The sequence below is a fragment of the Nocardia bhagyanarayanae genome, from assembly GCF_006716565.1.
GTDB classification, from domain to species: Bacteria; Actinomycetota; Actinomycetes; order Mycobacteriales; family Mycobacteriaceae; genus Nocardia; species Nocardia bhagyanarayanae.
Genome location: NZ_VFPG01000001.1, coordinates 706,286 through 728,486 on the forward strand (window position 1 = coordinate 706,286; position 22,201 = coordinate 728,486).

Sequence of the window (22,201 nt, forward strand, 5' to 3'; positions counted from 1 at the left end):
AGGTCAGGCCTGCGCCAGGATCTCCTCGTCGGTCATGGCCGCGACCTCCAGATACAGCTTGGCGACCTCGTCCAGCCGGTCCGGGGTGCCCGCCTCGGCCTCCTTCGCGAGCAAGCGCTCGGCCAGACCCGCCACCGTCCGGCCGACGAGGATGTCCGCGACCAGCGCGTGCTCCGCGTCGAGCCATTCGCGGACACGGGCGATCGCCGTGGTCGCGAGCACCGAGTCGCCGCCGAGCCCGAAGAAGTCGTCGTGCACGCCCAGCCGCGGCACGCCGAGCACCTCGGCGACGATCGCCGCGAGCGCCGACTCCAGCGGCGTGCGCGGCGCGAGGTCCGCGGTGTCCTGCGCCGAGGGCTCGAGCAGCGCGACGACCGCGCGGCGGTCGAGTTTGCCGTTGTCGGTGAGCGGCATGTCGTCCAGCAGTTCGATGCGAGTCGGAATCATGTAGCCGGGCAACAGATCCGAGATCACGCCGACCAGATCCACGGTGCTGCCCGGGAATCCGGCCACGGCCGCGACCAGCTTCGGCGCGCCCGTTCCGACCACGGCCGCGACCGCGTGCCGGACGCCCGGCGCCGCGCGCAGCGCGCTCTCCACCTCGCCGAGTTCCACGCGGTAGCCGCGGATCTGGACCTGGTGGTCGGCGCGGCCGAGGAATTCGATCGTGCCGTCGGGCCAGTAGCGGGCCATGTCGCCGGTGCGGTACCAGCGGATGTCGTCGTGCGTCACGAACCGCTCGGCGGTGCGCTCGGGATCGTTGCGATAGCCCGCGGCGACATTCGCGCCGCCGACCCAGAACTCGCCGGGCACCCAGTCCGGGCAGTCGCGTCCCGCCGAATTCACCACGCGGCAGCGCACATTGCGCAGCGGAACGCCGAACGGCACCGTCGTCCAGTGCGCTGGCGGATCGCTCACCTCGCAAATGGTGTTGTGGATGGACGTCTCGGTCGCGCCGCCGAGGCCGGAGAAGCGGCAGCCGGGCACCTGCGCGGCGAGCCTGCGCGCGAGATCGGCGCCGACCCAGTCGCCGCCGAGGGTCACCGCGCGCAGCGAGTCGCCCAGCTCGTCGCCGCCGATCTCCAGGATCATGTCGAGCATGCTCGGCACGCAGTTGAGGATGGTCACCCCGAAGTGCCGCAGCAGCTCGACCCAGGTCGTCGCCTCCTCGCGCTGCCGTGGGTTCAGCGCGACGACGGACCCGCCCACCGAGAACATGCCGAAGATGTCGTAGACCGAGGCGTCGAACTCGAGCGCGGAAAGGCCGAGTACCCGGTCACCGGGACCGACCTCGAACCATTCGTTCACGGCGTCGATGGTGTTCATCGGGCCGCTGTGCGGCAGGTCGACGCCCTTGGGCACGCCGGTCGAACCCGAGGTGAACAGCACGTAGGCGATGGCGGAGGTATCCGGGATCACCGGCGCGGCAAGCGGGTTCGGATGCTGTCTGGCCTGCGCGATGGGTAGGCAGGCGATCTCGGGACGGCCCATGTCGGCACCGTCGACGGTGAGCGCGGCCACCACCTCACCGGTGCGCAGGATCTCCGCGCGCCTGCCCACCGGCTGGTCGAAGCCGATCGGCACGTAGGTCGCGCCCGCGGCGAGCACGCCGAGCACCGCGAGGATCTGATCCGGCCCCTTCGGCAACTGCACCGCGACCGTATCGCCCTGCCGCACACCCTGATCCCGCAGCGCACCGGCGACGGCCAGCGCCTGCGCGGCCAGTTCGCCGTAGCTCCACCCGCCGTCGACGCCGTCGGTCTGCCACAGCACCGCGGGCGCGTCGGGCGTCGCCGCGGCGTGCTGGAAGAAGCCCTCGTGCAGCGCGCGGCCGGTAACCGGTCCGTCGGTCGCGTTCACCTGCGCGCGTACGGTGGCCTGTGCGAGCGGAAGACGCACCGCCGCCTCGGCGTTCCACCCGGCCTCGCCCGCGCCCAGCCGCGCGATGGCGTCGGTGTAGCTGGTGAACATGGCGTCGATCACGCCCTCGGGGAAGGCGGATTCGCGCACGTCCCAGTTCAGCAACAGGCCGCCGCGCACCTCGGTGACCTGCGCGTCGAGCAGCACCTGCGGGCCCTGCGAGATGATCCAGACCGGCTCGCCGAACGTCTCGGTCGCCGAATCGGCGAACAGCTCGCCGAGGTTGAGCGCACTGGTGTAGACGATCGGCGCGAGCACCGGCTCGCCGCGATGGCGACCCAGGTCGCGCAGCACCTCGAGACCGGAATAGGCGGTGTGCGCGCCGCTTTCGTGCATCGAGCGCTGCAACGCCCGCGCCCGGTCGGCGACCGTCATGTCCGCGCTGACGTCCACCTCGAGCATGATCGACGACGTGAAATCGCCGATGACACGGTCGATGCCGGGATGCACCGGCTCGCGGTGGAACAGCGGCACGTTCAGCAGGAAGCGGCTCTGCGCGGACCAGCCGCCGATGGTCTCGGCGAACACGGCCGCCAGCGCCATGGCCGGGGTGATGCCGCGCGCGTGCGCGGCGTCCAGCAGCCGCTGCTTGGCCTCCGGCTCGAGCCAGTGGTTGTAGCGGACGGTCCGGTGCGGGTCGGCGCGCTCGCTGACCGGAATGGTCGGCAGCTCGGGCGAACCGGGCAGTCGCGGCAGCCGTTCCTGCCACCACTGCTTGTCGCGCTCCCGCGCGGCCGCGTCGATCTGGCGTTCGGTGCGGTAGCGGCGGTAGCTGTAGGTCTCGGCGGGCAGCGACCCGCCGTGGTAGAGCTCGGCCAGGTCGGAGATCAGGACGCGGTAGCTCATGGCGTCGCCGGCGAGCATGTCGACGTCGAGGTGCAGGCGGGTGCGGTCGTCGGCGAGCAGGCTCAGTGTCACGTCGAGGACCTGCCCGGCCTCGATGTCGAGGCGCTGATGGGTCTTGTCGTCCCGCAGGCGTTCCAGCTCGGCGGCCGCGGCTTCGGCGGACTCCGCGCGCAGGTCGACGACGGAGAAGACCGGGCGACCCGGCGCGGGCATGGTCTGCTGCGTTCCGTCCGGCAGCACCCGGGTGCGCAACATCGGGTGCGCGGCGACGAGGTCCGCGACGGCGCGCTCGAGCCGCTCGGGATCGACGGCGGCGCCATCGAATTCGACGTACAGGTGCGCGGCGACGCCGCCGAGATCCTGTTCGTCGGAACGGCCGATCCAGTACGCGTGCTGCATGGTCGCCAGCGGGAAGGGCTCGGATTCGTCTCCGGCCCCGGCGGATTCGACCGGCGCGGTGGCCGACTCGGTGGGCGCTGTGCCGGATTCGGCGAGCGCCGTGGCAGATTCGGCCGTCGCGGCTTCCGGCTCTGCGGCTTCTGCGGGTACGGCGTCCGCGCCGAGCAACCGGGACCATTCCGCGACGGTCGGCGTCGCGGCCAGCTGAGCGAAGTTGACGTCCGCACCGCGCTTGCGCCAGCCACCGGCCAGTTTCATGGTCCGGATGGAATCCAGGCCGAGCTGGATCAGATCGTCCTCGTCGGCGATCGCGTCGATATCGATGCCGAGTTGCCCGGCGATCGCGGCGCGGATCTCGTCCCGGCCGATCACCGCGTGCGCGGCGTTCCCCGCTCCGTCCCCCGGTCGCTGTGCTGGCTGCATGTGCCGCTGTACTCCTTGGTCGCCGCCGCATCCGGCGGATCGAGACTGCTCGGCGCTAGCGTATCGCACTGAGATAGGGTTGCCTAACCTACATAAAGAGACCCTAATAACCAGGTCCCCGTCCCGACTTCGTGAGGCAGCCCGTGACCACCACATCCAGCACCCACCGAGAGGGCTACGTCCCCTTCCCCGCCGACGCGGCCGAGAACTACCGGGCCGCCGGCTACTGGACCGGCCGCGCGCTCGGCGATCTGCTACGCGAGACCGCGCGCCGGGAGCCGGGGCGCACCGCGCTGATCACCGACGCGGGCGCGCGCGGCTACGCGGAGGTGGACGCCGAAGCCGATCGGATGGCGCATGGCCTGCTCGCGTTGGGCATCGCGCCGGGCGACCGCGTCGTCGTGCAGCTGCCCAACGTGCCCGAATTCATGACGGTGCTGTTCGGTCTGCTGCGGGCGGGCATCATCCCGGTGCTGACGCTGCCCGCGCACCGCAGGGCCGAAATCGAGCATCTGGCAGCGCTTTCCGAGGCGGTGGGATACGTCATCGTCGACCGGCACGGCGATTTCGACTACCGGGAACTGGCCGCGACGGTGCGAGAATCCGTGCCGAGCCTGCGTCACGTCCTCGTGCTCGGCGAGCCCGGCGCGTTCACCGACCTGAATTCGGTGCCACGCGAAGGCGCCGCACTCCCGGAGGTCGACCCGAGCGACATCGCGCTGATGCTGGTCTCGGGCGGCACCACGGGCCTGCCGAAGCTGATCGCCCGCACGCACGACGACTACGCCTACAACGCCACCGCGAGCGCCGCGGTGTGCGAGCTCACGGCCGACGATGTCTACCTCGCGACACTGCCCGCCGCGCACAACTTCCCGCTGGCCTGCCCCGGCATCCTCGGCACCGTGAGCGTCGGCGGCGCGGTCGCGTTCGTCACCGATCCCAGCCCCGAGAGCGCCTTCGCCGCCATCGAGAAGCATCGGGTCACCGTCACCGCCGTTGTGCCGCCGCTGGCCCAGTTGTGGTGCGCGGCAACCGAATGGGAGGAGGCCGACCTCACCTCGCTGCGCCTGCTCCAGGTCGGCGGCGCGCGCCTGGCCGAGGTGAACGCCGTCGAGGTCACCCCCGCGCTCGGCGCCACCTTGCAGCAGGTGTTCGGCATGGCCGAGGGTCTGCTCAACTACACCCGGCTCGACGATCCCGCCGAGCTGCTGCACACCACGCAGGGCAGGCCGCTCTCCCCCGCAGACGAGGTGCGGGTGGTGGACGGCGAGGGCAACGACGTCGCGCCCGGCGAGGAGGGAGAGTTGCTCACCAAGGGCCCCTACACGATTCGCGGTTACTACCGCGCGCCCGAGCACAACGCCCGCGCCTTCACTCCCGACGGCTACTACCGCAGCGGCGACCTGGTCCGCCGCCTGCCCTCCGGCCACCTCGTCGTCTCCGGCCGGATCAAGGACGTGATCAACCGCGGCGGCGAGAACATCTCCTGCGACGAGCTCGAGGAGCACCTGCTCGCCCACCCGGCCGTCCGGCACGCCGCCGCGGTCGGGCTGCCCGACGCGGCGCTCGGCGAGAAGGTCTGCGCGGTGCTGGTCGTCGACGGCGCGATGCCGACCTTGGCCGAGATCAAGACCTTCCTCACCGACCGCGGTCTCGCCACCTACAAGTTGCCCGATGTGCTGCGGCAGGCGAACGAGCTGCCGATCACCGCGGTCGGCAAGATCGACAAGAAGGCGCTGCGCGCCGGATAGTCCCGTCGGCCGGACGCCGGTGCCGACCCGTAACACGGTTCGAATCAACCGAATACGCCGAAGGGCCGCCCACCTAGGTGAGCGGCCCTTCTCGTGCTTGCGTTATGCCTTGACCACGTACGGCGCTACGCTGCCGAGCTTTTCGCAGGTCTCCTCGAATTCGCGCTCGGGACGCGACTGTCCGACGATGCCCGCGCCCGCGCGCAGCCAGGCGCCCTCGGTGGTCTGGTAGACCGCGCGCAGCACCAGCGTGGCCTCCATCGCGCCGGTCGGCGAGATCGTCACCACCGCACCGGAATACAGCCCGCGCGGCGCGCCGTCGAGGCGGAAGACCGAGTCGACGCCCTCGCGCTTGGGGATGCCGGACGCCGTGACCGACGGGAACAACACCTCGAGCGCGTCCCAGCTGGAGCGGTCGGCGGCCAGCCTGCCGCGCACGGTGGAGGCCAGATGCTGCACGCTGCCGCGCTCGCGCACCGCCATGAAATCGGAGACCACGGGCGTACCGGGATCGGCGACCGCGCTGATCTCGGCGAACGAGGTCTGCACCGAAATGGCGTGCTCCACGATCTCTTTCGGATCGCTGACGAGGTCGGCGCGGGCCGCCATGTCGACCTCGGCGCCGAGGCCGAAGGCGCGGGTGCCCGCCAGCGGCTCGGTGGTGACCACCCGGTCCTCGTCCACGGAGGCGACCAGCTCGGGGCTGAAGCCCGCGGCTTCGAGACCGCCGAGCCGCAGCAGGAAGGAGCGGGCGGGCGTGTTGTTCGCCCGGCCGAGCCGGTAGGTGGCGGGCACGTCGACCGCGAACGGCAGCTCGACCTTCCTGGACAGGATGACCTTCTGGTAACGGCCGGAACGGATTTCCTCGACCGCCTCGGCGACCCGGTCGCGGTAACCGGTCGGGTCCACCCGGATGTCGGCCGGGTGCGGCTGCGGCAGCTCGCTGCCCTGCGCTTCGGCGATGAGATCGTGGATGTCACCGGTCTCGCTGGGGGTCGCGCCCGAGACGCGAATACCGGATTCGTCGACGCGAACCTCGATGCGCGGAATCATCAAGTGCGCCAAGGTCGTCCGCTCGTCCAGGTGCGCGGTCGCGTCCAGCGCCCAGGCGCAGAACTCGAATCCGATCCAGCCGTAGGCGCGGCGGCCGTCCAGCGGCAGCAGAGCGAGGGCCTCGTCCAGAGCCCGCGCGGGCGTGCCCGTCCAGCTCGTGGTGGTGGTCTTCCCCTCCCAGGTGACGCGCAGTTCGCGCACGTCGAGTTCGATGCTGCCGATCGGGTCGGCCGCGAACACCCACTCCCCCGGACGTTCGTACATCACGTACTCGCCGAAGCGATCCGCCGCGGCCAGCCGTGACATCGCTGCCGCCGGATCGGTCACATACTCTATGCGCAAGCGCTCGTCCGTGGTCGACAACGATCCTCCAAAGGTTACCCTGACCTAACTCAAGGAGGTAAGGTTAGCATTACCTCGGCTTTGCGAAAGTGTGCTCGCGGCCACACGATCTCGGAGTTGGGCAAACGCCCAGGGTGACACCGGTTATCCCGCCGCAACGGCCGCCGCGCACCGTCGAGCGCCCCGCCGCGCGCCTCCCGCAACCGCCGCTTCCCGCCCGCCGCGCCCTCGTTCGCGGATAGCCGACCGCGCACGTTCACCGCACCGGAATCGAACTCGCCGCGCGGAGTGCCTGCGCACAACGGCGCGGCAAGCTTGAATGAAGGAAGCGTCACCTGCGGAGGGAAGAACATCGATGATCGATCACCGCGGCGGCTCGCCGACGAAGTCAGCTACCGCGCCCCGGTCGGTGGTGGCGCTGGTGGACGCCACCTCCGGGGTCGAGCGCGAGCTGGTCGGCGCCTGGCTCGGCGACGGCGGCATCGCCAAGGAGATCGGCACCGACGCGCCGATCACCCAGCTCGACCTGGACGCGGGCGCGATCGCGGACAGGCTGATCGGTCGCCGCGACGACCCGCTGGTGGTGCCGATCCGGGTGCTGTGGCTGCCGCCCGAGCGCGACGGCGTGCGCCGGATGACCTTCGCCGATCTGGCGATGCTGACCAATCCCCGCAAACCGCACTGGATCGCCCAGCGCAAGCTGGTGCGTAAATCGCCGGACCGGCACGTCATCCTGACGGGGCAACCCGCTCTGCTCAGCGAGTTGCGCGTCAACAACCCCGAGGCGTCCGCGCTGCACGCGGCGGGAACGGCCGAGCCGTTCGCCCGCGCCATCCTGCGCGCCGCGGTGGTCGCGCTGGAACGCGCGGAGCGCTCCATCATCGGCGACCGATACAAGGTGCCACGGCTGGTGGCCGAGGAGATCCTCGACTCCCCCGACTTCACGCGCAGGCTGGAGCTGATCGCCGACCAGATCGGCGCGGATCCCCAAGAGGTGTATCGCCGCGCGGAGAAGGCGCTCAACGAACTGGTCGCCGCCCAGAGCCGCACGGTCTCGGATCTGTTCACCCAGGCCATGCGCCCGGTGCACGCCTCGACGTGGAAGGTCGAGACCGAGGAGTCCGGCCTCGCCGCGCTGCGCGCGCTCAACCGCCGCTATCCGCTGGTCTTCCTGCCCTCGCACCGTTCCTACGTGGACGCGTTCGTGCTCGGTGACGTGCTGGCCCGCAACGACTTCCCGCCCAACCACGTGATCGGCGGCGCCAATCTGCGGTTCTGGCCGCTCGGCCCGATCGCGCGGCGCACCGGCACGGTGTTCATCCGGCGCAGCTTCGGCGACGACGAGGTGTACAAGGCGGTGGTCGAGGAGTACTTCGCCTATCTGGTCGCCAAACGCTTCAACCTGGAGTGGTACTTCGAGGGCGGCCGCACCCGCACCGGCAAGCTGCGCCCGCCGCGCTACGGCCTGCTCAACTACCTCGCCGCCGCGGTACGCGCCGACCGCGTCGACGACGTGATGCTGGTTCCGGTCTCGATCACCTACGAACGGCTCAACGAACTCGGCGCCATCGCCACCGAGCAAGCGGGCGGCAAAAAGAAACCGGAGGGGCTGACCTGGCTGGCGCGCTACATCCGCAGCCAGCAGCATTCGGCGGGCCACGTCTACGTCCGGTTCGGCGCGCCGCTCTCGGCCCGCGACCGGCTGGCCGCGCACGGCGACCCGCTCGCCCCGCCGCGGGTCTCGATTCCCCTGCACCACACCGAGTCGGCCGCCGAGCCGATCGCCGACGCCGATCCGGAGACCACGGAGCGGGAGCGAAAGGCCGTGCAGCGCTTGGCCTTCGAGATCGCCGTCGGAATCAACGCGGTCACGCCGATCACCGTCAACTCGCTGGTCACGCTGGCTCTGCTCGGCGTGGACGAGCGAGCGCTCACCCTCGGCGAGGTGTGCGCCCTGCTCGCGCCCGTTCTCGGCTACATCGAGAAGCGGAACCTGCCGAGCGGTGAACTCGACGCGTTGCGCGACGAACCGAATCTGGCCGTCGTGCTGGAACAGCTTTCGCTGGCCAAGGTGGTGACCGTCTATCGCGGCGGCTTGGAGCCGGTGTATTCGATCGAGAGCGGCGCGCACCTGGAGGCCGCGTTCTACCGCAACAGCGCCGTGCACTGGTTCGTGAACCGGGCGATCCTGGAACTGTCGATCCTCGCCGCGGTGGATTCCGGTGCGCCCGATCAGCTGCGGACCGGATGGGATGAGGCGTTCCGGCTGCGCGACCTGCTGAAGTTCGAGTTCTTCTTCCCGGACCGCGCGGAATTCACCACCCAGATCACCGCCGAGATGCTGCTCGTCGATCCGGAGTGGAACGGCCGCAGCCGCAAGGACACCCTCGGTACCGACATCCTCGGCAAGCTCACCGCCTCGGGATTCATGATGGCCCACCGCGTGCTGCGCTCGTTCTTCGACGCGCAGCTCGTCGTCGCGGAGCGGTTGGCCGCGCGCGATCCCGGCGCCGCCATCGACCGCAAGGAATTCCTCGACGAATGCGTTTCGGTGGGCAGGCAGATGCTGCTCCAGCAGCGCCTGCACAGCCCGGAATCGGTATCCACCGAGCTGTTCGGCAGTGCGCTGAAACTGGCCGACAACCGCGGGTTGCTGCGACCGGTATCCAGCACCTCGGCCAAGGACCGCACCGAATTGATCGCACGCCGTACCGAATTCGCCGACCGCCTGCGCGGCATCGGAGCCCGCATCGCGCAGGCCGCGGCCCTCGACCCGTCCAACATCCCGGGGCTGGGGACGCGATGAGCCAGGCCGCAGCTCCGCGCCCGGCCGCCGATGATCGAGGCGGACCGGCAGATTCGCCCGCCGATCTCGGCGCGATGCTGTCCGCCATCCGGTCCGGGCCGCAGGGACCCGAGATCGCCGCGGTGTTCGACTTCGGCGGAACCGTCGTGGACGGGTTCCCTCGGCCGCCGCTGTATCGCAGGGCGTTCGGCGGGCGCGCACGTGGCCTGTCCGCGACGCTGCTCGGCAGCATCCGCAACGGGCTCACCGACGGCGAGTACAGCCGCTTCCTCCAGCAGGCCGCCCAGGCGCTGGCCGGGCGGACCGAGGACGAGCTCGACCAACTCGGCGTCCAGCTGTTCCGCCGCGCCGTCTACGGGCACCTGTATCCCGAAGCGTGGCAATTGATCAGGACGCACGAGGCGGCCGGGCACACCGTGGTGCTGACCAGTTCGCTGACCAGGTTCCAGGTCGCGCCCGCCGCCGCAGCACTCGGCGTCCGGCACGTGCTGTGTACCGAGATGGCGACCAGCGACGGCGTGCTCACCGGCTACACCGTGGGGAAAACCCTGTGGCGGCACGGCAAAGCCGACGCCGTGCGCGCGTTCGCCTCGGCCAACGGGATCGATCTGAGCCGCAGTTACGCCTACGCCGACGGTGTCGCGGACCTACCGCTGCTGGCGCTCGTCGGCCACCCGGTCGCGGTCAACCCCGAACGCAAGCTGGGCACGATGGCGACCGACAACGCCTGGCCGTCGCTCGCCTTCCGACCGCGCAAAGCGCCGCGACCGCTGGACTACTTGCGCACGATCGCCGGCTTCGTGGCGCTGCTCGGCGGCGCGGTATTCGGCGTACTCGCCAAGTCGTACACCGGGCAGCGCAGGAAGATGGCCGACGCGCTGATGGCGTACGGCACCGGCGCGACGCTGCGCGCGCTGGGCGTGCGCGTCCGGGTGACCGGCGCCGAGCACGCGCGAGCGCCGCGCCCTGCCGTGTTCCTGTTCAACCACCAGAGCCAGTTCGACGTGATCATCGTGCCGAACGTGCTCGGCGGCGGGGTCACCGGCATCGGCAAGAAGGAGCTGACCCGCAATCCGCTGTTCGGCCCGCTGATGCGCTTCGTCGGCGTGACCTTCATCGACCGATCGGACACCCACCGCGCCAAGGCGGCGCTGGCGCCCGTGGTCGAGACGTTGCGCGGTGGGCTGTCGATCGCCGTCTCGCCGGAGGGGACCCGTTCGTACACACCGGAAGTGGGCCCGTTCAAGAAGGGCGCTTTCCACATCGCGCACCAGGCGGGCGTTCCGGTGATCCCGGTGGTGATCCGCAACGCGGGCGAGATCTCTTGGCGCAATTCGATGATCGCGCGGCGCGGGACGGTGGACGTCGCGATCCTGGCCCCCATCGACGTGCGCGACTGGGATCCGGCGGCGATGAGCGAGCAGGTCGAAGCGGTACGGCAGCTGTTTCTCGCGACGTTGCTCGACTGGCCCGGCGCCGGTTCGGGTGAGATGGAACACACTGCGGCCCAGCGCGATTGACCTCAACATTTCTTGAGGTTCCACGATAGGTCTCACAACGAATTCACAGCTTCGCCTCAGGAGACCGGAACCATGTCAGTCGCACACGCCACCACCGCATCCACCATCCAGATCCCCGCGCTGAACCGCCCGGTCGCCGTCCTCGGCGCTGTCGCCGCGGCCGTGCTGACCAATCTCGTCGTCTGGCTGATCGGCGCCGCCGCGGGCGGCTCCTTCGTCGTGGTCGACGGCACGACCACCCAGGACGTCGCGCCCGGCGGTGTGATCGTCATGTCGGCCGTCCCGCTGTTGATCGGGCTGACCGTGGCCGCGCTGCTGTCCTACCGCTGGGTGGGCGTACTGCGGGTCGCCGAAGTGGTCGGCTCGGTGCTGGCCCTGGCCACCATCGCGGGCACCGTCGCGGCCGCCTTCGACACCGCGTCCACCGTGGCCCTGTCGATCATGCACGTGCTGCTGGTGCCGGTCATCGTCGTCAGCATGGAGGGCCTGCGCAAGCACCTGATCGAGCGTTGAGCCCGGCCGAGTGCGCACCGAACACACCAGAGCCCCGCCTCCGTCTCCGGAAGCGGGGCTCTGCGGTGTGATCAGACCGAGCGGCCGAACAGCAGCTTCCACGGCATCAGCGCCGACTCCAGCTGCACCTTCAGGCTCATCTTCGAAGCGCCGAGTGTGCGCTCCTCGAACCGGATCGGCACCTCGGCGATCGCGATGCCCCGCTTGACCGTCCGGTAGTTCATCTCGACCTGGAACGAGTAGCCGTTGCTCCGGATCGAGGCCACGTCGATGGCACGCAGCGTGTCGGCCTTCCATGCCTTGAAGCCCGCGGTGGCGTCCTTCACGCCCAGACGCAGGATCAGGTTCACGTAGAAGTTCGCCCAGGCCGACAGCGCCTTGCGGTACCACTTCCACTCCTCGGCGGTGGAGCCGCCCGGGACGTACCGCGAGCCGAGGACCACGCCCGCTTCGGTGTCGCGCAACTTCTCCAGCATGGCCGGAATCACCTCGGCCGGATGCGAGAGGTCGGCGTCCATCTGGATCACCACGTCGGCGCCTTCGTCCAGCGCCCGGGTGATACCGGCGACGTAGGCGCGGCCGAGTCCGTCCTTCTCGGTGCGGTGCAGCACGCCGACGACGTTCGGCAGCTCGGCGGCCAGCTTGTCGGCGACCTCCCCGGTGCCGTCCGGCGAGTTGTCGTCGACGACGAGGATGTGCAGGTCGGGGACCGGCAGCGCCGTCAGCCGCTCCACCGCCACCGGCAGATTCTCCCGCTCGTTGTAGGTCGGCACAACAACGGTAACCCTCAAGGGTCGCCCTCCCTGCTCACCTGGTCCAGCCCGCAGCCCACGCCGGACCGCCGAGCACTCGTTCGATTCTGAGAAACCGTACTCGATCGACCTGATGGGCACCTGAGCGGCCGCATTCGGCGTCGAGGGTATTACGCGCCGTGATCCTGACCAAGATCAAGTCGCGGACCTGCGGCGACGGTCGCGCCGCCGCGGGCTCCCGCGCCCTGGTGAGCGAAATCCGTTGTCGCGCAGGAAGGGTGTCAGTCGCCGTCGCGCCAGGATCGGTCGCGCGCGTCCTCGCGCTCGTTGCGCGCCCGGACGATCTCCAGCGCGCGTTCGGCCGTGGCCTGGTCCGGGTACGGGCCCATCCGGTCCCGGAACCAGCACTGGCGTCCCTTCTCGGCACGCTGGTGCTTCAAGCAGTAGTACCACCGTTCAGCCATGTCCCCAGCATCCCACCTCGCCGACCACCCGGTCCGCGTTTCCGGGACCGGACCGGGAGACGCCGACCCCGCGAAACGAAAAATCCCCCCGCCGGACCGGCGAGGGGATTGTGGTGGCCAGGGCCGGGATCGAACCGGCGACCTTCCGCTTTTCAGGCGGACGCTCGTACCAACTGAGCTACCTGGCCGCAGACACCCGTTCCGAATGCCATACGCTAAACGCCGGATTTCTCCGGCGCTTATTTGCGACCCTGACGGGACTCGAACCCGCGACCTCCGCCGTGACAGGGCGGCGCGCTAACCAACTGCGCCACAGGGCCTTGCTCTGCTACCAACGGTCCGAAGACCGTACCCCCTACGGGATTCGAACCCGCGCTACCGCCTTGAAAGGGCGGCGTCCTAGGCCGCTAGACGAAGGGGGCTCGTCCCGGATTTCTCCGGACCGGCTTTCAACGACTGTCCGTTGGGAGCTCGCATAGCTTATGACAGTCTCGTCGAGTTTCCCAAATCGGCTGGTCAGAGGCCCAGACCGAGCTCTTCCAGCCGTGCGGACGCGCGCCACCCGTCGACCCGGAACTTGGCGCCCCACTCCGGGGTGGACATCGCATCGATCACCACCTCGAGCACCTCTTGGAAGCGCGAGCGCAGATCGGTCGCGCCGCCCAGCAGATCGAGCATGTAGCGCTGCCCCGCGAGACCGGCCGCCAGCGTCCGGGTGAACCGGTCCGGGTCGGCGTCGGCGCGCAGCTGCCCGTGCTCGATGGCGCGCACGGCGAGCACCCTTGTCGCGCGGCCGAGGATGCGACCGCCGCCGGTTTGCACGTCGCGATAGAAGTCCGGCTCGATGATCAAGCGATACTCCGCCTGCACGATGATGTCGTGCTCGAGCCGGAGCGCCATCTCGTCGATCATCCCGTGCAAGGTGTCCAGCGGACCGAGATCCGTTCTGGCGAGCCAGCGTTCGGCCGAGGACCGATACCGCTCCACCGCCGTCTCCAGTACCGCGCGTGCCAGATCTTCCTTGGAATCGAAATGGAAGTACATCGCCCCCTTGGTCGCGCGCGATCCCTCCAATATGCGGTTGAGCGATGCAGCGGCATAGCCGCTCTTCCCGAACTCAACGGCGGCGGACCTGATAATCGCCGCACGTGTCCGGCGGGCCCGCTCTTGCTGCCGTGCCATGCTCGAAACGCCTCCGAAGCCTACTCGCCGCCAATCGGTGCCCCCCATAGGAACGAACCCTTGGCGCGAAGTTATGAGTTTTATCAATACTTCAAACCGGGTTTTCGCCCAGTTTCAAACTTTCGGTACGAAAACTTGCGAAAAACCTGAAACACACCAGCTGGTATAGTTTGCCTGCCCGGGTGCGCCGCAGGGGGTGCGCACCCGGGCAAACATCGTCTCGGAACAGCCTCCTGCGGCATCGACTCCTTGTTCGCCACGATCGGCCGTACCGTTCGTGACACGTTCGGGCACAACAACGATAAGCCGAATTCCAGTTCGCCGGGTGTGGCGGCGATTCTTCCGGAATTCACCAAGGCGTCACCGTACCCGGAATCGCCTTGCGACACGCGGCAAACCGAAGAGTCAGATAGCCGCCGGACTCGGATATCTGTTACAGCAAACATCTCGCAATCAGAATCGGATGTCGCCCGGATTACCGAATTCGGCAGCGTCGCAGCGCTGTTCACCCGAGCCGACCGGCAGGCTCGGCGCCCGCCCGCCGTCCACGCGACCATCGCCCGCGCCGTACACGCGCTCCCCCGAGCTTCGGTCTCCCACCCTCTGCAAATCCAAAGTCCCTGGAAGCCAACATGATTGGATGATATCCAGTTCTTCACGGAATGAACAAAGCTGGGTGCCAAATGTTTACCGGCAGCATCGCCGCGCCCGCCTCCCTTGTTACCGCACGCGCCGGCGCCACTCGAACCGCGCCGCGCACCCCGCGGACCGCCCGTCTCCACCCCTCCCGACCCACCCCCGCCCGGGTTGGGCGATACGGACACCGCGCACTACACTTTCCCTTCGCGCCCCTATAGCTCAGTTGGTAGAGCTACGGACTTTTAATCCGCAGGTCGTAGGTTCGAGCCCTACTGGGGGCACACCGCCGCAGGCGCCCGGATCCGTCCGGGCGCCTGCGGCGTTTCCGGGCCCGCCGTGGCCGGTGACCGCCATCACAGCGGCCGCGGCCGCGCAGTTGAAGATCTGGTAAACCCCGCTGAAAACTTTCATCGAGCAGCGATGCGCGGTCGAGACGGCGCGGCCCGGGCGGCTGCCTCGACGCGGCGGCGTCCGAGCCGACGGGACGAGCAGATCGGTTGCGGCACAGCGTCGCGCGGGCGCGTAGCGCCTCCTCGGGCGGTCGCGCAAGAGGACAGTGTCACCCGGCGCTAACGCCGAAGGCCTCGCGACGATAGACCAGTCGCTGCGGGCCGACGTGTCTTCTGTCACCGGACGCCAGGCTCGACGCGGCTTACACTCGGGGGGTGCGCCGAGCGTCAACGACGACGTATGAAGTGCATCACCGGGCACCGGCAGTCAGCCGGATGCGTTTCGCATCACACCTACGGTGCCGTAAGGTATGGCCGCATCAGCACGGTCTACCCGGGGGGACGACCTGCAAGCGTGCACGCACTCAATGAAGGGCTATTACATGGCAAGGGATCTGACTCAACTCGAGCTGCTCACGGAGTTGGAGCCGGTTGCCGAAGAAAACGTCAACCGGCACCTCTCACTGGCAAAGGAATGGCATCCCCACGACTACGTGCCGTGGGACGAGGGCCGCAATTTCGCGGCACTCGGGGGTGTCGACTGGGACCCGGAGCAGTCCCGATTGAGCGAGGTCGCGAAGGCGGCCATGATCACGAACCTGCTGACCGAGGACAACCTCCCCTCCTACCACCGCGAGATCGCCGAGAACTTCTCGCAGGACGGCGCGTGGGGCACCTGGGTGGGGCGCTGGACCGCCGAGGAGAACCGGCACGGCATCGTCATGCGTGACTACCTGGTGGTCACCCGCGGTGTCGACCCGGTCGCGCTCGAAGAGGCCCGCATGGTCCACATGACCAACGGCTTCGCCTCCCCCACCGAGGCCGACGCCGGCTTCCTGCACTCGGTGGCGTACGTGACCTTCCAGGAACTCGCCACCCGCGTCTCGCACCGCAACACCGGCAAGGTCTGTGACGACCCGATCGCCGACCGCATGCTGCAGCGCGTCGCCGCCGACGAGAACCTGCACATGATCTTCTACCGCAACATGTGCGGTGCGGCCCTCGATCTGGCGCCCGACCAGACCCTCGAGGCCATCACGCTGATCCTGGAGAACTTCCAGATGCCCGGCGCGGGCATGCCCAATTTCCGCCGCAACGGCGTGCTGATGGCCAAGCACGGCATCTACGACCTGCGCCAGCACCTCGAGGACGTCGTGGAGCCGGTGCTGAAGAAGTGGAACATCTTCGAGCGCGACGACTTCACCCCGCGCGGCGAGGCCGTCCGTGAGCGGCTCGGCAACTTCCTGGAGAAGCTGGGCAAGGACGTCGTGAAGTTCGAGGAGCAGCGCGACCGCATGCTGGCCCGCGAAGCAAAGAAGCGCGAACTCACCGGCGCCGCCGCGATCTGATCGCAGCCATAAAAGCAAGCGCCGCCGCCGGAATCATTCCGGCGGCGGCGCGGCTTTTGTCCGACCCTTATTTCAGTTCAACGGCAATGCGCCGTCGGTACCGCCGACATCGGTGATCTTCCAGTCGGAGTTCTCGTCCAGCGTGACGTTGTAAGTGACCGTGGTTTGGGCGCCTTCCGGGCTCTGCGCATTCGTGGAACTCACGTTCACGAAGACATTCACCTTGTAGACGCCGCTGTCCTCGGAAACGACCTTCGCGGAAATGGGCGAGGCGGTGGACGTCCACTTCAGCGGAACCAGAATCTGCTCCAGCTTCGGCGCGGTCGCGTCGAATTTGTTCGCCAGCTGCGGGGTGGTGTTGGCCTTGAGCTTGCCGATCCACGCGTTGATGTCCTGATAATTCACCGTCGCCGCGCCGACCGCGTAATCGGTCGCTACCTGTTCGGCGCGGCGGTCGTCGGCGGCACGCTGCGCTTGTTCGTCGAGATCGCTCTTCGCCGACCACCACAGCACGCCGAACAACACCGTCAGCACGGCGAGAACGGCGACGGCCGCGCCCCACAGCACCGTCGACACCGGGATGGAGACAGTGGCGCCGGACTTCGGGGCGGGGGCGGAATCGTCCTTCTTGTCGAGACGCACGTCCGACGTGCTCGCGCTCTGTTCCGGGGTGGTGGCCTTGTCGTCGGCAGGCAATGGGTACTCCGATGTCGTATTGATAATGCGTTCGCGCTATAACCGCCGGTCGCGGTAGGCGTCACAGCCAGGTCGCCGATATCGCCGCTGGTCGGGAGTGCGAGTGGCCGTCGTGCGGCCCCCGCGCACCCACTGTCCCAGACTAAGCCGTCGAGCGCATTCGGCCGCGCGCGAGGTGCCGCCGAAGTTACCGTGAGGTAGGAGCTCATCGAGGGAGGCCATCATGGCTGCGGGCGTGGTTCTTGCGGGCAAGGTCGTGGCGATCACGGGCGGCGCCCGCGGGATCGGGCGGGCCACCGCCGAGGCGTTCCTGGCCGCGAAGGCAGCCGTGGCGATCGGGGACGTCGATGTCGAGCTGGTCGAGAAGACCGCGGCCGAACTCGGGGCCGACCCGGACGCCAAGATCATCGGCCTGCCGCTGAACGTCACCGACCGCGATTCCTTCGCCGCCTTCCTCGACGCGGTGGAGGCCCAGCTCGGGCCGCTCGACGTCCTGGTGAACAACGCCGGGATCATGCCGACCGGGCTGTTCGCCGACGAGGACGAGGCGATGACCGAACGGATCATCGATGTCAACCTGCGCGGCGTCATCCACGGCAGCAGGCTGGCCACCGAGCGGTTCCTCGCGCGCGGCAGCGGCCACCTGATCAACATCGCCTCGCTCGCCGGGACTCAAGGGTTCCCCGGCCTGGCCACCTACTGCGCGACCAAGCACGCGGTGGTCGGCTTCACCTCCGCGCTGCACTTGGAGCTGAAGGAGCACGGGGTGCAGGTGAGCGCGGTGCTGCCCGGCATCGTGCGCACCGAGCTCTCGGCGGGCGCGAACATGCCGGACTGGATCGAGCCGCTCACCACCGTCGACCCGGAACAGGTCGCCGCGGCGATCGTGGACACCGTGCGGCGGGCCCGTCCGCTGGTGACGGTGCCGCGCAGGCTGGCGGCGATCATCAAGTCCACCCAGCTGATGCCCTACCGGGTCCAGCTCGCCGTCGCCAAGGTCACCGGCGCGACCACAGCGTACTCGCAGGCGGATCCGGCGGTGCGGGACATCTACCACCGGCGGTTGCGCGGGGAGTGAGCGCGAGGTCGCTCGGCGCCGCACGCCAGCCAGTGAATCAGCGCACGTCACGCCACGGCGACGCCGGCTCCGGCACGCCCTGATGAGACACTGGAACGCGTGACGATGACTACCGAGGCGCCGACCACGCTGCGGATCGGGCCGTATCCGGTCGACCCGCCGGTGGTGCTCGCGCCGATGGCGGGCATCACCAATCTGGCCTTCCGCAAGCTGTGTCGCGAGTTCGGCAGCTCCACCTCCATCTATGTGTGCGAGATGATCACCGCGCGCGCGGTGGTGGAACGCAACGAGAAGACGCTGCACATGATGTCCTTCGACGAGGACGAGCACCCGCGCTCGATGCAGCTCTACGGCGTCGACCCGGCCACGCTGGGCGAGGCGGTGCGCATCATCGTCGGTGAGGGCTGGGCCGATCACATCGACATGAATCTCGGCTGCCCGGTGCCGAAGGTCACCCGGCTCGGTGGCGGGGCGGCGCTGCCGTACAAGCGAGCGCTGTTCAGCAAGATCGTGCGCGCGATGGTCGCCGCGGCCGAACCCGCGGGTGTGCCGGTGACGGTCAAGTTCCGCATCGGCATCGACGACGAGCACCTCACCTACCTGGACGCGGGCCGCATCGCCGAGGCCGAGGGCGCCAAGGCCGTCGCACTGCACGCGCGCACAGCGGCCCAGCGCTACTCCGGCCAGGCCGACTGGTCGGCCATCGCCCGGCTCAAGGAGGCGGTGACCGCCATCCCGGTGCTCGGCAACGGTGACATCTTCTCCGCCGACGACGCGGTCCGCATGATGGCGGAGACCGGCTGCGACGGCGTCGTCGTCGGACGCGGCTGCCTCGGCAGGCCGTGGCTGTTCGCCGAACTGCAAGCGGCGCTGCGCGGGGAGGCACTGCCGGAGCCGCCGAATCTCGGCCGCGTCGGCGAGGTGCTGCACCGGCACGGCGCGCTGCTGTCGGACCACCTCGGCGAGGAGAAGGCCATGCGCGATCTGCGCAAGCACATGGCCTGGTACCTCATGGGCTTCCCGGTCGGCGCGGATCTGCGCCGCGCCTTCGCCACTGTGTCCAGTCTCACCGAACTCGGCGACCTGATCGGCAAGCTCGACCAGACCGCGCCGTTCCCCAGAGACGCCGAGGGACCGCGCGGACGGCAGGGTTCGCCGGGCAAGGTCGCGCTGCCGCACGGCTGGCTCGACGATCCCGACGACCCGGCGGTGCCGACGGCCGCCGACGTGATGCACAGCGGAGGCTGATCGCGGGCGATTCCGCCGCCGCGGTCACGGGCAAACCGACACACGTCGGAATCATCCGAGTACCAGCTGTTTCGCGTCTCGTTTCGCTACCATTCGGTTACCGATCAACAGCGAATTGGGATACGGCTTTGCGGCAATTCGATTTCGCTCCGGGCTGGCCCGCCGTGGCGGAATCGTTATCATTGGCGAAATCGGTCATGCTGGTCGAGCTCGGCGCCGGCGGGCAGCAAAGACGAAAAGCGAGGTTCGTTGGTGGGTGACGATCGGCACGGGCGCGCGCCACGGCCCGGAGGTCGCGCCCCGTGGGAGCGCTACCCCACGGCGGAGAACACCGAACGAGATGGCGCACGCACGTCCCGCCGCTCCCGGCACGCCGACGCCGCAGCCGAGGCGGGCTCCGCGCCGCTGACGGTCCAGGATCTGGTCGAGAAGGTCGACAACGAGCGCACCGGCCGCAGGCGCCGCGCCGACAACGCCGGCGGCCACCCGAACCGCCGCGCCGAGACCGCGCCGGAGCACCCGACCCGCGCCGCCGCACCGGCCCGCCCCGCCGAGCCCCCGCGCCGCGCGCCCGAGAGCCCCGCCCCGCAGCAACGCCGGGCGCCGGAAGGTCCGCAGCGCGGGATGCCCAAGGCTCCGCACCACAAGGCGCACGAAGGGCCGCAGCGTGGTCCGGTCGATGGGCCGCAGCGCGCTGCGCTCGATGGGCCGCAGCGCGGCGCGCCGGAGGGGCCACAGCGCGGTGACGGGCCCAAGCGTGCCCCGGAAGGCCCACAGCGCCCTGTGCCGGACGCATCCCTTCGCAACGCCGCTCATCCGCCCCGCAGGGCTCCCGAAGCCACGCCCACCCGGTCCGCACCGGCGGGCAGGCCCGACGAGACCGCGAAGAAGCGCCGAGCGGCCGCACCGGCCGCACCGGCCCGGCAAGCGACACGCCGCGCTCCGTCCGCCGTCGTCGACGACATCACCGGTGCGACGCCCGCCGCCCCGCCGCGGCGCGTCACCGAGGCCGAGCCCGAAGAGGTCACGGACGTCCTACCGCCGCTGGACGAGCCGGAGACGCCCGAAACCGCCACCACCAAGTGGCCGACCACCGAGTCCGCCGCGACCCCTGCCGCCAAGTCGGCGTCCAAGATCGCGGCGCCGCCCAAGGCCGTCGGCAGCCCGCCGCTGTCCCGGCTCGCCGCCTCGAAGCAGCGGCGCACTCGCCGGATGAAGACCGCGGGCCGGGCGTCCGCGACGATGTTCGCGGTGCTGGTGCTGCTGATCACGGGCGGCGGCTGGAGCTACCTACGCTCGACCAACAACAACTTCACCCAGGTCTCGGCGCTCGACGACAACCCGGAAGACGTCGTCGATTCCAACGCCCAGCTCGGCGACGAGAACTACCTGATCGTCGGTACCGACACTCGCGCCGGCGCCAACGGCAAGATGGGCGCGGGCACCCTGGACGACGCCGAGGGCTCCCGCGCCGACACCGTGATGCTGGTGCACATCCCCAAGAACCGGCAGCGCGTCGTCGCGGTCTCCTTTCCCCGCGACCTCGACGTGACGCGTCCGCAGTGCGCGGGCTGGGACAACGACAAGGCCGAATACACCCAGGAGACCTTTCCGTCCGCCATCGGCGACAAGCTCAACGCCGTCTACGCGCTGGGTGGCCCCAAGTGCCTGGTGAACGTCATCCGCAAGATGACGGGTCTGTCCATCGGCCACTTCATCGGCATCGACTTCGCCGGATTCGAGGCCATGGTCGATCAGATCGACGGCGTCGAGGTGTGCGCGAGCAAGCCGATCGTCGACGGCGTCCTCGGCACCGTCATCGAGCAGCCGGGCAGGCAGAAGGTCAACGGCGAGACCGCGCTGAACTACGTGCGCGCCAGGCACGTCTACGGCGAGGAACGCAGCGACTACGACCGGATCAACAGGCAGCAGCGCTTCATGGCGTCGCTGCTGCGCGGCGCGTTGTCCAGCAAGGTGTTGTTCGATCCGGGCAAGCTCAACGGCTTCATCGGCGCCTTCACCAAGCACACCTGGGTCGACGGCGTCAATCCGCAGGACCTGCTGATGCTCGGCCGCTCGCTGCAGAAGGTCGAGGCGGGCGCGGTCACCTTCCTGACCATCCCGACCGCGGGCACCACCTCCTACGGCAACGAGATCCCGCGCGAGTCGGACATCAAGGCGATCTTCGCCGCCATCCGCGACGACCGGCCGCTGCCGGGTGAGAAGCCGTCCACCGATCCGACCACCACCACCTCGGCGCCGCCGGAACCGCCGAAGTACGTGGCCGTCGACCCCAACAACATCTCCGTGCTGGTCTCGAACGGCTCCGGCGTGACGGGCATCGCGCGGACCGCCGCGACCAAGCTGGGCAACCAGGGCTTCCAGATCTACAGCACCGGCAACTACTCCGACGGCACCTCGCAGACCACCAAGGTCCGCTACGCCAGCGGGCGCGAAGCCGAAGCGGCCACCGTGGCATCGGCGATCCCCGGCGCGAGCATCGAACTCGCCGACGAACTCGGCAGCATCGTCGAGGTCGTGATCGGCGCGGACTCCGCGAACGGCTTGGTCGTGCAGGCGCCGTCCCCGGTCGGCGAGACCATCTCGGACGTGCCCGCGACCACCTCGCCGAGTGCGACCCCGCTCACGCTGCCCTCGGACCTGGAGCACGTGAACGCGGCCGACGACATCTGCGAGTGAGTTCGGCCGCAGCCCCTGGTAGCACGCGTCATTCACCCTCCGTTGGTGACTTGGACAGCGCCGGGAACTAG

The 22,201-nt window shown here is 69.3% G+C and carries 14 protein-coding genes and 4 tRNA genes; 9 read left to right on the top strand and 9 right to left on the bottom strand.

What is annotated here, in order from left to right:
• Positions 1 to 3: 3 nt before the first annotated feature.
• A complete protein-coding gene (locus FB390_RS02575) occupies positions 4 to 3,588 on the bottom strand; it encodes a non-ribosomal peptide synthetase (protein ID WP_141807506.1) in 3,585 nt (1,194 codons plus the stop codon).
• Positions 3,589 to 3,731: 143 nt separating this feature from the next.
• Between FB390_RS02575 and FB390_RS02580 the strand changes: the two genes are divergently transcribed.
• Positions 3,732 to 5,339, top strand: coding sequence for a (2,3-dihydroxybenzoyl)adenylate synthase (locus FB390_RS02580; protein WP_141807507.1), 1,608 nt, complete (start codon positions 3,732 to 3,734; stop codon positions 5,337 to 5,339).
• A 102-nt stretch (positions 5,340 to 5,441) separates the two neighbouring features.
• Here the strand turns inward: FB390_RS02580 and nbtS are convergent, their stop codons facing one another.
• Positions 5,442 to 6,755 carry a nocobactin biosynthesis salicylate synthase NbtS gene (gene nbtS, locus FB390_RS02585; protein ID WP_141807508.1) on the bottom strand — a complete coding sequence of 438 codons (1,314 nt, stop codon included), beginning with the start codon at positions 6,753 to 6,755 and terminating at the stop codon, positions 5,442 to 5,444.
• Positions 6,756 to 7,089: 334 nt separating this feature from the next.
• Between nbtS and FB390_RS02590 the strand changes: the two genes are divergently transcribed.
• The 3 genes from FB390_RS02590 to FB390_RS02600 all read left to right on the top strand — a co-directional run bounded on the left by FB390_RS02590 (position 7,090) and on the right by FB390_RS02600 (position 11,573).
• Positions 7,090 to 9,540, top strand: a complete 2,451-nt coding sequence (locus FB390_RS02590) for a glycerol-3-phosphate 1-O-acyltransferase (protein ID WP_141807509.1) — start codon at positions 7,090 to 7,092, stop codon at positions 9,538 to 9,540.
• Positions 9,537 to 11,060, top strand: coding sequence for an HAD-IB family hydrolase (locus FB390_RS02595; protein ID WP_141807510.1), 1,524 nt, complete (start codon positions 9,537 to 9,539; stop codon positions 11,058 to 11,060). Before FB390_RS02590 ends, FB390_RS02595 begins: the two co-directional genes overlap by 4 nt.
• Before the next feature lie 72 nt (positions 11,061 to 11,132).
• Positions 11,133 to 11,573, top strand: coding sequence for a DUF6069 family protein (locus FB390_RS02600; protein WP_141807511.1), 441 nt, complete (start codon positions 11,133 to 11,135; stop codon positions 11,571 to 11,573).
• Between the two features lie 71 nt (positions 11,574 to 11,644).
• Here the strand turns inward: FB390_RS02600 and FB390_RS02605 are convergent, their stop codons facing one another.
• The 6 genes from FB390_RS02605 to FB390_RS02630 all read right to left on the bottom strand — a co-directional run bounded on the left by FB390_RS02605 (position 11,645) and on the right by FB390_RS02630 (position 13,971).
• Positions 11,645 to 12,364 (bottom strand): polyprenol monophosphomannose synthase, encoded by a 720-nt coding sequence (locus FB390_RS02605; RefSeq protein WP_281256209.1) that lies wholly within the window; start codon positions 12,362 to 12,364, stop codon positions 11,645 to 11,647.
• A gap of 242 nt (positions 12,365 to 12,606) precedes the next feature.
• Entirely contained in the window at positions 12,607 to 12,789 is a 183-nt protein-coding gene (locus FB390_RS02610) for a hypothetical protein (RefSeq protein WP_067790454.1), read from the bottom strand.
• Between the two features lie 111 nt (positions 12,790 to 12,900).
• Positions 12,901 to 12,977: transfer RNA gene (locus tag FB390_RS02615), tRNA-Phe, on the bottom strand.
• Positions 12,978 to 13,035: 58 nt separating this feature from the next.
• Positions 13,036 to 13,109: transfer RNA gene (locus tag FB390_RS02620), tRNA-Asp, on the bottom strand.
• Between the two features lie 29 nt (positions 13,110 to 13,138).
• Positions 13,139 to 13,211, bottom strand: a tRNA-Glu gene (locus tag FB390_RS02625).
• A 94-nt stretch (positions 13,212 to 13,305) separates the two neighbouring features.
• Complete coding sequence (locus tag FB390_RS02630; RefSeq protein ID WP_141807512.1) at positions 13,306 to 13,971, bottom strand: TetR/AcrR family transcriptional regulator; 666 nt, start codon at positions 13,969 to 13,971, stop codon at positions 13,306 to 13,308.
• A gap of 847 nt (positions 13,972 to 14,818) precedes the next feature.
• Here FB390_RS02630 and FB390_RS02635 point away from each other — a divergent pair.
• A tRNA-Lys gene (locus tag FB390_RS02635) sits at positions 14,819 to 14,891 on the top strand.
• Positions 14,892 to 15,442: 551 nt separating this feature from the next.
• The gene (locus FB390_RS02640) at positions 15,443 to 16,408 is read left to right on the top strand and encodes an acyl-ACP desaturase (RefSeq protein ID WP_141807513.1); all 966 of its coding nucleotides are present in this window, start codon (positions 15,443 to 15,445) and stop codon (positions 16,406 to 16,408) included.
• Between the two features lie 72 nt (positions 16,409 to 16,480).
• On the opposite strand, the gene FB390_RS02645 is transcribed toward FB390_RS02640, so the two are convergent.
• Complete coding sequence (locus FB390_RS02645; protein ID WP_141807514.1) at positions 16,481 to 17,104, bottom strand: hypothetical protein; 624 nt, start codon at positions 17,102 to 17,104, stop codon at positions 16,481 to 16,483.
• A 235-nt stretch (positions 17,105 to 17,339) separates the two neighbouring features.
• On the opposite strand from FB390_RS02645, the gene FB390_RS02650 reads away from it, so the two are divergent.
• The 3 genes from FB390_RS02650 to FB390_RS02665 all read left to right on the top strand — a co-directional run bounded on the left by FB390_RS02650 (position 17,340) and on the right by FB390_RS02665 (position 22,130).
• Positions 17,340 to 18,182 (top strand): SDR family oxidoreductase, encoded by an 843-nt coding sequence (locus FB390_RS02650; protein WP_141811500.1) that lies wholly within the window; start codon positions 17,340 to 17,342, stop codon positions 18,180 to 18,182.
• A gap of 105 nt (positions 18,183 to 18,287) precedes the next feature.
• Positions 18,288 to 19,430, top strand: coding sequence for a tRNA dihydrouridine synthase DusB (dusB, locus tag FB390_RS02655; RefSeq protein WP_141811501.1), 1,143 nt, complete (start codon positions 18,288 to 18,290; stop codon positions 19,428 to 19,430).
• Positions 19,431 to 19,682: 252 nt separating this feature from the next.
• Positions 19,683 to 22,130: an LCP family protein gene (locus tag FB390_RS02665; protein WP_246123825.1), complete on the top strand. Its 2,448-nt coding sequence runs from the start codon at positions 19,683 to 19,685 to the stop codon at positions 22,128 to 22,130.
• The last annotated feature ends 71 nt before the right edge of the window (positions 22,131 to 22,201 follow it).

Bases quoted from the DNA above. Each gene is read 5' to 3' on its own strand.
- FB390_RS02575 (WP_141807506.1), bottom strand. From the start codon at position 3,588: ATGCAGCCAGCACAGCGACCGGGGGACGGAGCGGGGAACGCCGCGCAC.
- FB390_RS02590 (WP_141807509.1), top strand. From the start codon at position 7,090: ATGATCGATCACCGCGGCGGCTCGCCGACGAAGTCAGCTACCGCGCCC.
- FB390_RS02595 (WP_141807510.1), top strand. From the start codon at position 9,537: ATGAGCCAGGCCGCAGCTCCGCGCCCGGCCGCCGATGATCGAGGCGGA.
- FB390_RS02600 (WP_141807511.1), top strand. From the start codon at position 11,133: ATGTCAGTCGCACACGCCACCACCGCATCCACCATCCAGATCCCCGCG.
- FB390_RS02610 (WP_067790454.1), bottom strand. From the start codon at position 12,789: ATGGCTGAACGGTGGTACTACTGCTTGAAGCACCAGCGTGCCGAGAAG.
- FB390_RS02630 (WP_141807512.1), bottom strand. From the start codon at position 13,971: ATGGCACGGCAGCAAGAGCGGGCCCGCCGGACACGTGCGGCGATTATC.
- FB390_RS02640 (WP_141807513.1), top strand. From the start codon at position 15,443: ATGGCAAGGGATCTGACTCAACTCGAGCTGCTCACGGAGTTGGAGCCG.
- dusB (WP_141811501.1), top strand. From the start codon at position 18,288: ATGACTACCGAGGCGCCGACCACGCTGCGGATCGGGCCGTATCCGGTC.